The organism is Allorhizobium pseudoryzae (genome assembly GCF_011046245.1).
GTDB classification, from domain to species: domain Bacteria; phylum Pseudomonadota; class Alphaproteobacteria; order Rhizobiales; family Rhizobiaceae; genus Neorhizobium; species Neorhizobium pseudoryzae.
Genome location: NZ_CP049241.1, coordinates 398553 through 409760 on the forward strand (window position 1 = coordinate 398553; position 11208 = coordinate 409760).

At 60.6% G+C, this 11208-nt stretch carries 7 protein-coding genes and 1 tRNA gene; 3 read left to right on the plus strand and 5 right to left on the minus strand.

Going from position 1 to position 11208, the window contains the following annotated elements:
• Positions 1-448 precede the first annotated feature (448 nt).
• Together G6N78_RS02130 and G6N78_RS02135 are read left to right on the plus strand one after the other, a co-directional pair.
• Positions 449-522: transfer RNA gene (locus G6N78_RS02130), tRNA-Gln, on the plus strand.
• 159 nt (positions 523-681) lie between these two features.
• The gene (locus G6N78_RS02135; RefSeq protein WP_165215280.1) at positions 682-2772 is read left to right on the plus strand and encodes a site-specific integrase; all 2091 of its coding nucleotides are present in this window, start codon (positions 682-684) and stop codon (positions 2770-2772) included.
• A 214-nt stretch (positions 2773-2986) separates the two neighbouring features.
• On the opposite strand, the gene G6N78_RS02140 is transcribed toward G6N78_RS02135, so the two are convergent.
• The 5 genes from G6N78_RS02140 to G6N78_RS02160 form a co-directional block, all read right to left on the minus strand.
• Entirely contained in the window at positions 2987-3301 is a 315-nt protein-coding gene (locus tag G6N78_RS02140) for a hypothetical protein (RefSeq protein ID WP_165215282.1), read from the minus strand.
• Positions 3302-3678: 377 nt separating this feature from the next.
• On the minus strand, positions 3679-6396 hold the full coding sequence (locus G6N78_RS02145; RefSeq protein ID WP_165215283.1) for an AAA family ATPase: 2718 nt from the start codon (positions 6394-6396) through the stop codon (positions 3679-3681).
• Positions 6389-6895 carry a hypothetical protein gene (locus G6N78_RS02150; RefSeq protein WP_165215284.1) on the minus strand — a complete coding sequence of 169 codons (507 nt, stop codon included), beginning with the start codon at positions 6893-6895 and terminating at the stop codon, positions 6389-6391. Before G6N78_RS02150 ends, G6N78_RS02145 begins: the two co-directional genes overlap by 8 nt.
• Positions 6896-7075: 180 nt before the next feature.
• Positions 7076-8191 (minus strand): hypothetical protein, encoded by a 1116-nt coding sequence (locus tag G6N78_RS02155; RefSeq protein ID WP_165215285.1) that lies wholly within the window; start codon positions 8189-8191, stop codon positions 7076-7078.
• A gap of 348 nt (positions 8192-8539) precedes the next feature.
• Positions 8540-9739 (minus strand): PIN domain-containing protein, encoded by a 1200-nt coding sequence (locus G6N78_RS02160; protein WP_165215286.1) that lies wholly within the window; start codon positions 9737-9739, stop codon positions 8540-8542.
• A 404-nt stretch (positions 9740-10143) separates the two neighbouring features.
• Here G6N78_RS02160 and G6N78_RS02165 point away from each other — a divergent pair, with 404 nt between their 5' ends.
• On the plus strand, positions 10144-11178 hold the full coding sequence (locus G6N78_RS02165; RefSeq protein WP_234905927.1) for a restriction endonuclease: 1035 nt from the start codon (positions 10144-10146) through the stop codon (positions 11176-11178).
• Positions 11179-11208: the final 30 nt, after the last annotated feature.

The following is an 11208-nucleotide window of genomic DNA, read 5'->3' on the forward strand; positions in this document are numbered from 1 at the left end:
AGCGCCTTAATCAAAGGCCCGCGGCGGCACTCATCTGTTTCGTTGCCCCCAAGATAACAGCGACAGACAATTTCGCCAATGGCTTTGTCGCGCTCCCGACCATGCCCGCCACTAGCGACGACAGGACGGAGGGCCTCACCACCGGCGACCACCGCCCTGATGCCCGCTCCGCAGGCCGACCCTTCCGGCAGCCAAGCCCCCCTAAATGCAAGGCTCACCGCCGCAAAATCCGGTCCGATACCGATGACCCCGCCCCCTTCCCCGGGAATTTCCATCCGGCTCAGCCCTCTCGGACGCGGCGGTGAAAAAGTGTCAAACGCCCCTTGATCCCCCGGCAGAATCTGTTAGAAAGCGCCCACGAAGCGGCTGGGCATCGCCCACACGGACACGATTTGCCTCGCAACCCGGTCCCGCCGCTCCAATCACAAGGCCATGCGTCTTGGGCGATTGGGGAATAGTTCAATGGTAGAACGACGGACTCTGACTCCGTTAATCTTGGTTCGAATCCAGGTTCCCCAGCCAATTCTCCCTAAAATCCCTTAATTCCTTGATTTTCCAGTCGTGCCGGATAGTGTTTTGGCATCATTGGCGACCTGATGCCCAAAACTGATGCCCAAAGGTGATGCCCAAGCCGAAATCGGCAATGGGTGACCTTCGGGCCTGATTCAGGGTATCTTCGTCATGGCGGTCCGCCACGGTGTCGAAAATCTCATCCGCCGGGGAAACATCTTCTACTGGCGGCCGCGCATTCCAGCAGCCTTCATTCACTGCCGTCCTGGAAGCCGGCTTTCACTCAGCCTTCACTGTTCCGACCATAAGAAGGCTCAGATCATCGGCCGGAAGCTCAACACGCGGCTAGCCGAATTGAAGTTGAACTCGAAGGAAACGATGTCCAAGCTACAGCTCCAGAAACTGTTCGAGCATGAGCGCGACAAGGAGCTCGAACGGCTCGACGACATCAACATCATGGCCAGGCGCAATGGGCGTGGCGGCGATGTCGAGGAGATGGAACTCGATCTGGAAGCAGGCTGGGCCTATCAGCTCCTGGCAAAGTTCGGAACGCGCGTGGATCTGTCTCTGGAGAATGACTGCGCGGGGCTGACCTATCTGTTGAACAATGGCGTGCCGGCATTGCATGTCGATGCCATCAGGGCGAACTATCGCGGCGAGCTGACCGTGGCGCGCAGCCCCGGCTTTGAAGACGGCATCCGGCGGCTGATCTACCAATTCGAGATCGACGACACCGCCGCCAATCGCCAGCGCGCCATGTCAAAAATCTTCGAAGGTCGCGCCGCTGCCCTTCTTGATATCGAAGAGCGCCACGAACTGGTGGACAAAAGTCGGAGCGAATTCACGGGCGGCGGAAGAGCCGTGACGCGAAATGCCGAGGTCACGGAAGCCGAACCTCCGCCCCCAGACTCTGATCCTTCACCGCCGTCTTCGATTGTTGAACGACCATCCGCATCAGCTTTGACTGCCGGTCCACGAGATCCGCAAATCGCCCACCTCGACCTGACCCCGCGCTCAGCCGCGGGCAAACAGGCTACGCTGAAAGCTTCGGATGCCGGGCAACGGGTGGTCGCGGTTTCGGACTTCGAACAGGAGTGTGACAAGCTTATCGCCAACATGGGCAAAGAGTGGACAGCGGAGACTGCCCGCGACGCCAAGGCGCTTGTGCGCATGTTCCAGTCCGTGCTTGCTGAACATGGTATCGAGCATTCCGGGCAGATCGAGCAATATCACATCGGCCTGTTGCGCCAGCACTTCAATGATATTCCCACCGACTGGGGCCGCAGCAGCCGGATGCGGGTGATGTCGGCGCCGGAACTGCGCGCCAAGGGCCAGGAGATGCGCCGCGCGGCGGAGGCTTCTGGCACCAAGCCCAAGGTCGGGCTGGCCGCCGCGACGATCCGCAAGCACTTCGGAAACCTCAGCCATTTCCTGAAACATCTAAAAGGCCATGGCTTCGAAATCGAGGAATGGACCTTCGAAGGTCTTCGTCCACGAAAGCCCAAGGCTGGTGATATTCGTCAGCAGCAATACAAGCCCAAACCTCAGGACATCGTTCCGATCTTTTCCAGCCCGGTATATGTGGGCTCGCAGGATCACATGCGGGGACGACGGCGAAAGCCTGGCACTCAAGTCTTCCACGATTCGCTCTATTTTTTGCCGATCCTCCTCACCTATCTTGGTCCCAGGCGTAAAGAGTTTGCCGGGCTTCATGTCGACGACATTGCGAAGGACGAAGATGGCTATGTCATCATTCTCCAAACCAACGACACACGCAGGTTGAAGACGACTCAATCTCGGCGGCTCCTGCCCTTGCCGGATGAACTGGTCCGACTTGGATTCATCGAATATGTCCAAGCGATCAAGAAGCTGGGGTATGTGCAGCTCTTTCCGGATCTCTTTTCGGACAAAACGGACAACGATCCCGGCAATAGGTTCTACGATACCTTCGTCCCTGTGATGCAGGCTGCGCTTGGCAAGAACATGTGGTCGCGTGCCATTCACGCGCTTCGGCATGGCATGGCTGATACGCTGAAGCAGGCGGGCGTCTCGACGGAGGTGATCGATGACATTTCCGGACGGCTAAGCGAGGGTAGCGAAACAAACACGCGCTACACCAATCCGGCAGGCCTTCCGCTGATGCGCGAGGCCTTGAAGCACTATCCTGTCATCACGGCGGGCATTGAGCGAAAACCATTGCAACTCCTCCCTTGGGTCGAAAACAGGCAACCACCGCCGTGGGCACGTGAAGGCAAGAAGTGATGAAACCGGGACGGAAATAATTTCCGCACCTTGCCTCGCTTCATGGCGTAGCAACACGACGGGTGCGTTATCGCGCTCTGGAAAATCGATTCAGAATCAAACGGCGTTTGAAGAAGTAATGGGGGGAGCAGGTATCCAATGAGCAAACGCCGTTTGGCGCGAGACCGTGGGAAGACGACGGCGGAGGACGTCGCATGGCCGATAGAGTGACGCTTCACGTCTCCCGTTGATTTCGGTCCGGAAAGAGCAGATGGAGCTTCCTGCGGAAGGGAAGCCCACCGGAGCGGTATTTGGCGACGAGGTCATCGAAGACGGCATCGCATTCGCGCTCATCGAAGCCCTGCTCGGTCAGCATGGAGACGATCACGCCCTGGAACGTCTCAAGCTCGGCTTCCTGGCCCTTGTCCACGGCGCGGCGGATCAACCAGAACAACGCCACCCTTGCCACGTCGTCCCGGTCAGGACGTCGTGCCTGCCTGTTGGCATCCCGAAGCGCCTTCTGCCGCTGCCTTGCCATCTTCATGCTCATGATCTCCACCCTCCTGCTCCTCGGCCTCCCCTATGGTCGAGGGACCGGCTGACCGGCGCAAGCTCCGTTTGGCGGAATCGGAAATATCGAGACGAGAATCGGCGGCTCAGAGTTTGGAATCAAAAGACCGCAATTTGTCTCAACGTGCGGGCACGTCATGTCGCGTCGACACAGGTTACCCCGAGGCAAACGCCGTTGCTGAATCAGCCTCCTCGACCTTTGAATCAAAAATTCAGACCTTGGAATCAAATGAGCGCAATTTGTCTCAGATTGCGGGCGACCTGAGACAAGTCGTCCGCAATTCGGGCCGACCCGAGGCAAATCAGGTGGCATCATTGCCTTGGCGCCGGGCGCAATTCTGTCCGGATGGCATGCTGTCAGTTTCCAGCCGTCCGATCACCCTGCCTTAGAAGCTGCGTCACGGCACCTCCATCCAAGGCCTGGGCATCGAATAGAGCCTTGATGAGGGCATCGAGCCTGTCCCGGTTCTTGCTCAGAACATCGACTGCCCGCGCGAGCGCCTTTTCCAATCGTGCATGAATGCGGGCCGCGAGATCCGGATTGCTGTCGAGCACCGCGGTTGGGTCACGGTCTTCGCGATAAAGCAGCGGCTGGATGGCGCCGAAGCCGAGGGAGCGCTCCATGGCAAGCGCCAGCGTGGTTGCTCGCGCCAGATCGCTGTCCTCAGTGCCGCCGGAGCCCGAGGAGATAGCACCGGCCACAATCTGTTCGGCGGCACGGCCCGCCATCAACATCGCAAGCATGTCTTCGCGGTAGCCGAGCGTATCGCTGCCGGACGCGGTGAAGCCGAGCTGGCTGTAGCCACCGCCTCCGGATGTATCGATGTTGAGGCCATGGATCGGCCCGAGCCGCAGCGCATGATGGACGACAGCATGTCCGGCTTCGTGGATGGCGAAGCGCCAGCGCAGATCGTAAGGCACCTGGGGCCGGTCCATCCGGATGCCTTCCTCGAGATCTTCATAGCGGATCGACCGCTTTTCTCGCCGTGCCTTCAGCCGTGCCTGGCGAACGATCCGCTCGATGTCGGCGCCAGTCAGGCCCATCGCCCGGGTTGCCAGCCGCTTTAACACCGACACGGCCGCTTCAGGTGTGGCCGGTTCCATATGCTTCGATGTCGTCGTTCCTTCCCGGGTGTCACCTGAACCGTGTGCATCGCTGTCTCTGTCAGCATCATTTTCTGGTGGCGGCGGGCCTTCCACATGCGTTCCCGCGGCGTCCGCCTCCACCTCGTCGTGAGCCTCGCCCTTCGGTTTTCCAGCATCGCCAACCAGCACCGCCAGATCGTCACCGAGATGATGCATGAAGATGGCCGCAAGAGTTGCGATGTCGGGCATCGGGATTTCGATATGCGTCTCCAATCGCCCGGAGCGTTTGATCGCATCATCAATCTGGTCCGGCCGATTGGTGGCCCCGACGATGACAAGCCCTTCACTTTTCACGGCACCATCGAGCAACTCCAGCGCCTTGTTGACCACCGTATTCCAATAGTCGGCATATTCCCGCTCTGCCGGCTGCCGCTTACCGATACCGTCGATCTCGTCGATGAACAGAATGGACGGGGCGATCGCGCGGGCCTCGGCAAACGTCTTGGCCATCTTGGCGATGACATCGTTGAGGTGGCCGCCCTGCAGCCAGGTAGAAACAGATGTCACGACCAGCGGCACCTGCAGACTGTTGCATAGCGCCCGCGCAAACGTCGTCTTGCCGGTTCCAGGCGGACCATGAAGCAGAAGCTTGGTGCTCATATCAGACCAGGCGAGAGCCCCTGCCCTGTGATCGGCGAGATCGGCCTTGAGATCCAGCGCCCAGGTCTTGGCCTTGCCGTATCCGGAGAGCGTCTCGACCATCAGCGACGGGCGATCGTCTTCCCCCGGGCCCCATGGCTCCGGCTGGATGACCTCGGCGCCCGACGGCTTGTCGCGTTTCCATCCGCCGCCACTGTCTTTCCCGGATGAGGATTTCTCCGGCGACGTCGTATCCTGTTTCGACTTCGAGGATTTTGTCGTGGCCTTGGATGATGGCTCGCCGTCGTCATCATCACCATCGCGAGCGGCAACACGATTGCGCTCGGTCAGCGAGGCCAGCACGTCGACCACCTCGGACGCGCCGCGACCCGGCCGGAACGACAGCACGACGTCATCGATCGTCAGGTAATGCGCATCATAAGCGGTCGTCCATCGGGTGAGCGCCGCCAGACCGGTGTCACCATACATGGCTTCAAGCATCATGCTGACAAAGGGATAGTCCAACCAGCCGCCGACCAGAGCGACATCGGCGGCGATGCTGATCTCGGATGGGATGTGCTGCGCCGTCTCCGAGATCGCCACAACCGGATAATCCCGCGTCAGCGCATTGACCAGCCGCCGCTGCAGCGTGGCGCCCGTCAGACGATGGACCGACTCGCCGATGAACTGAATGTACGGACGCCCCGTGCCTTCGGCGACCGCGAAGCTGCCATCGTCATAGACATAGTCACCGTCGATGCCGTTCGGAACAGCCCCGGGAAGAAAGCCTGGCAATTCGATCAACCGCCGCATGGCACGTTCGAAGCCGGGCACGGGTGCGTGCAGGCAGATCACGGGCGCCGCCATGGCAATCGTCTGGACGATCCTGGCAAGCGGCATGCGCGTGTTTTCGATCGCGCGCGCCAGCACCAGAGCCGCCACGACGTTACTGACCAGCGGTGCCCTGCCCGCCCGGCCAACAAGACCGACGGCGTACGCCCGGCGGCTGTGATCGACTGCTGCGGCATGATCCTGGACTGTCGCCTCATCGGGCCGGTAGAGCGACGGCAGCAACGCTGGCGACGCCTTACCCTCAGTCACCACAATGTCGGACTGCTGAGCGGGCGGCAAAAGATAGGCCGCGAAGGTGCGGCGGATCCAGGCGAGGTCCCGATCCCGATCGCCCCCCATTCGCTCGGTATCGAATGCGGGACTGTAGCGACGCAGGAGATGACCATCGACTTCGACGATCTTCGCAGACAGAAGGCCATTGGCATGGGCGTTGCGCTGGGCTTCCCGGCGGGCGACACGGTCGAGACGGCGCAGCAGAAGACGGGCGAGTTTATTCATCGATCCGGCCCTCCGCCATCGCGGCAATAATTGCCGTTTTGGGACCGGATGATCCCGCCCTCGTCGATGTGCGTTTCTTCAAGCTCCCCGGCGCGGCTTGGCGACGCTCCCGGATCCGGCGACGAAGTGGACGGGGCTCGGCTGGACTCCGGTCGCCCGCATCCGACTGAAGCGGAGCCACGAGATCGCGGTTGCGGTGCGCGAGCCAGTCGAGCAGCAAGCGGCAGGCGGGATTGCCACGATCGGCCTGCGCCTGCATTCGGCTGATGACCGTGTCCGGCACGGTGCCGGTCAGACCATCGCCCTGCCTGACATGACCAAGGGTCAGTCCGATCAAGAAGGCCGGATCGTCAGCGAGCGGATCATGACGAGCAGGTCCGGGATAGCGGAGGACGGTGCCATGCGCACGATGGCAGGTAGGGTTCAGTGACGTCGAGGGCGATTTGGTCGCCTCGCAGCGGATGCGCGGCGGCACATCCGGGGTGATGTCGGAAGTCATGGAAACTCCTTCGCCGAACCACGCTCGGGTCCAGCGTCAATAAGAGATGGAATGGGAAAGCCGCGGCCTTGAGGCCTGATGGGCACGCATGGCGGCGACATCAGGCGCCTGACGGCGTCAGGGCGCGGCAGTCAGGCCATCAGGCAGCAGGCATCAACGGCAGTCGGGTGACGTGCTCGATCAGTGCCGAGGGCGCCGGGCAAAGCCAACCCGGACAAACATGGGGACCGGTTCATCATCCTCGGTTTCATCGGCGTCCCTGAAGCCGTCATCAACGAGGTGATCGCGCAGATCGTCATCGTCGCAAGACCGGGCAGCCAGATCCTCTTCGTAACTCCGGCTCGGTCCATTGAGGTTGATCCGCGGATGGAGCACCGCGGTCGCAGCCATGCTCATCACTGCCGGATGCATCACGGGCATCTTGTCTAAACCAAGCGCCTTGCGCGCCTCGGTTTCGAGAAGCTGTTGCACCCGGATGCTGAAGCGCAGACGAAGTTCGGCCATGCAGTCGGCCACACCATCGATCTCCAGCAGGTCGTCGATCTCGGAGAGCGCCCAGATGCCGGTTGCGTGGTCACTCGGTCGGCTGGCGCCATCAACGATTGCCACCTCGACCGCATCGACCATCAGCCGCTTCTGGTTCTTGTAGAGCCAGTCCGGCAGAACCATGGCCGAGGCCATCATCTTCAGCTTCAACTCTTCGAGCCGGCTCGTGTCGCCATAGGACGCCAACGACCGCTTCAAGTCGAGGATGTAGGCCGTATGCCGGGCGCGGTTCACGACGATCAGGTCCGGCGTGTAGCTACCCTTGGCCGGGGCCTCGCAATCGAGCTTCACGCCATCGAGGCTCGACCAGTCGTTTCCGGCCACCGCTTCCATGGCCGCCTTGACCAGCGGCAGCTTCAACGACTGCGTCAGGACGATGATGCTCGGGTTCGCTTTCGCGAGACGCTCGACGGCCTGCTCCAACAGCTTGCCTTCGCGGAACGACACCGCCCGGACAAGCGAAGCGATGTGGACATAATAGCCGAGGATCGCGTCCTCGATCGGTTCGCCGTCGGCAATGGCGGCAATGGCGCGATCGATGAGGATATTGAGATCGGTTTCGACCTCGGCGAAGCGCACCAGATGCGGGTGACGGCGCAGCACCGCCGGTTCGCGAACCGCCGTCGGAACCGCATTGCGGCCAAGGCCGAACGGGCGCGGGCGGGATCCGGAAGCCGCGGCAGCCTCGGCCGCGTTGATCATGGAACGGAGAACTTTCCCATAGGGAACAGAAACGGTATTCGTGCTCATAGCCCGATTCCTTCTTGTACAAGGTTGACGGTCAGGCCCTTGTCGATGTCGCAAGCATCGGCTTGGGCCGCTTGTTCCGGCCATCCGGAACGTCCTCAACCTGGCAGGACCCAAGGCTGGGCTCAAGGTCCCGGACTGCAAAAAGAGAACGAAGCCGGTACAAGGTTAACGCCGGGCTCACGGCGACTTCTAAACCGAGACCCACTGGGCGCCTGCGACAAGTGCAAGGCAACCGCTTCAGCGATCATCATGCCCGACCGAAGCCGCCAATGAGAAAGGGCCGACAAGCGGCCCTCTCGATGTTGATGGAAAGGCCGGACATCCAGCCCTCCAGGTTTCTTTGCCGTTTCACGCCACGGTCGTCGGTGGCGAAGTCGGCTTGATCTTGTCGATGAACGCCGGGCGCTGAAAGCGCTTCTCAGGCTTGGCAAGCGCCTCGGCCACCGAAGGGATGGCGTCATCGTCAGATGCAGGCACCTTGAAGTCACCGGTCATGATGGCGGTAAATCCATCCGTGAGCCTCGCCAGGTTCTCCTCCAACGACGGCCTGCTCGATGCCTTTGCCTTAGGCGAGGCCGAGGTTTTCGCCGGGGCCGAAGTGTCCGCGACAGCGTTGGCAGACGCGACCACGCTTGCTGCAACATCAGCCTTGACCTCCGGCCTGACCGGGTCGCCCTTTTCGGGAACCACCCAGTTCAGAAGCGGCACGACCTCTGTCTCCAGCCAGGTCCGAAGCTCGGCCTTATCGGGCCAAGAAGTCTCGCTGCCCAACTTGTAGAGCAACCGGCTGACCTTTTCCCAACCGGATTTCGCCGGCAGTTCGGTCGGCGACATCGTATGCCTGTCGCTCGGATTTGGCCGGACGAACCTTACCAAGCTTTCCAACTCGCGGTGTGCGAGGCGTGCCGTGAGGTGGATTTTCGCGGCGAGATCCTTCTTGACGATGTTGTTTTTCGGCAAGGCCTCCAGCACATGGTTGCGGATCTCCTCGATATGCCCAACAAAAGATCCCATGCCGTCCCGTACCTTGATGGCGATGATCGCCTTAAGCCCAGCAGGCCCACCAACATCGTACGGATCGAGTTCGGGCTTCTCCTCGATGTCCTCCTTCGACCCGGACATGATCGCCGTGACATCCTGAACCCGCAGCCGATCATGCGTGCTAGCAAAGCCGATGATCTGTTCGACCTGCTCGGGCGTGGCCGCACTCAGCTTTCCGAGGACAGTCGGACCGACAGCGAGTTCGATGAGCACCGCTTTGTAAGGAGCCAAGTTGCGGTGGACCGCACGCTTGGTGCGCACGTGCCGCGCGGTGTAGCCGCAACATTCGACCGCCCATTTCTCCAAGGTCCCTTCGGGCAGAAGCGTGGCGATCCTATCGAAACGCTCCCCCTCTTCGAATGCATCCTCCGTCGATCGGCGCCGCGCGCCGACAAGGTGCTTGGCCTCCTCCTCGAGCACGCTCTTCAGCTCATCGCTGATTTCGTGCTCCTCATAAAAGGGGCGGGCGCGGTGGGCCGATGCGGCCGCTTTGCTGATGATACCCACAGTCTATCTCCTTGTTTTCTTGAGATCGTAAGATTCAACGACCTTACAGAGAATATTATCGCACGCCGATTAAGCAATTCAACCAACCGGGAGTTTTGCAATAATTGCTAACCAAGAGATATGCTTCAAAATATACTATAGATACTTCCGAATCGACCGGTTTGCCTCCTCTGCGCCGGAATCTTGCTTTTCGTTGAGGCAAGTAAAATCCACACTTAATGCGTGTGTCATCCGGGGCGATTTCCGGCCTCTCACGGCCGCACTGGGGACGAGACCTATCCCTCGACGACAACGCCATCCGATCTCGTTGAAGACGCACTCGCGCGGAAATAACTTCCGGATCGACGACGTCACCTCGGCACCCGTGGCGGACTACCCGGATCAATCTTGCAATTTTGCGATGCGTGATGAATGTATCCTGCGACAGGGGGATGCATATGACAAAATCGTGGATGGTTCGCGCCGAACGCAACGGCCGCTTGTTCGACGCGTTCAAGGAAAAGTCGGTCGTTGCAATCGGTTGGCCGGCGCTGGGCGACCTTTCTGACGCCAAGAGCCGCAAAGCCATCGGCGAAGCGCTGGCAAAGGTCTACGCTGGCGCCAAGCCGCAGAGCCAGGCGATGGCAGCCGGGCAGCTCCATCGATTCGTCAATGAAATGACCATCGGCGATATGGTCGTGACCTACGATCCGTCGCGCCGGGTCTATCTGGTGGGGGAGATCGCCAGCGCCTATCGCCACGATGCCTCGATAGACCCGGAAGACACACAGGTCCGTTCCGTGCGATGGGACGGCGAAGTCAGCCGCGACCTGCTCTCTGTCGAAAGCCGCAACAGCCTCGGCTCCATATCAACCCTGTTTCGCCTATCGAATGACGTCGCGGCAGAACTCAAGAAGGCTCTGTCCGGCAACATCACTGCACCCGCAGAACTGTCCGTCCCCGCGGTCGACGCAGCAGAGGAGGATCTGTTCGAATCCATGGCCAGCCGAGCCCATGAGTTCATTAAGGACAAGGTGAATGCCCTGAGCTGGTCGGAAATGCAGGATCTCGTTGCGGGTCTGCTCCGCTCCCTCGGCTACAAGACGCGCGTCTCGGACGCTGGACCCGATCAAGGTAAGGACATCGTCGCCTCACCTGATGGCTTCGGCTTTGAGGCACCCCGCATCGTTGTGGAGGTCAAGCATCGCAAAGGCTCCATGGGCGCGCCGGATCTGCGCAACTTCATTGCCGGGCGTCATGACCTCGACAAAGGCCTTTACGTCAGCACCGGCGGCTTTACCCGTGAGGCTCGCTATGAGGCCGAACGCGCCCGTATCCCGACTGCGCTCATGGATCTCGATGATCTGGTGAAAAGCTTGCTGGAGCAGTACGATAAGCTCGATCTCGAAACCCAGCAGCTCGTTCCTCTGAAGCGCATTTTCATTCCAGCATGGTCCTGACGGCACCGTCTGCAACGATAAGAAGAAGCC

Coding starts and splice junctions, on each gene's coding strand:
- G6N78_RS02135 (WP_165215280.1), top strand. CDS start 682: ATGGCGGTCCGCCACGGTGTCGAAAATCTCATCCGCCGGGGAAACATC.
- G6N78_RS02140 (WP_165215282.1), bottom strand. CDS start 3,301: ATGAGCATGAAGATGGCAAGGCAGCGGCAGAAGGCGCTTCGGGATGCC.
- G6N78_RS02145 (WP_165215283.1), bottom strand. CDS start 6,396: ATGAATAAACTCGCCCGTCTTCTGCTGCGCCGTCTCGACCGTGTCGCC.
- G6N78_RS02150 (WP_165215284.1), bottom strand. CDS start 6,895: ATGACTTCCGACATCACCCCGGATGTGCCGCCGCGCATCCGCTGCGAG.
- G6N78_RS02155 (WP_165215285.1), bottom strand. CDS start 8,191: ATGAGCACGAATACCGTTTCTGTTCCCTATGGGAAAGTTCTCCGTTCC.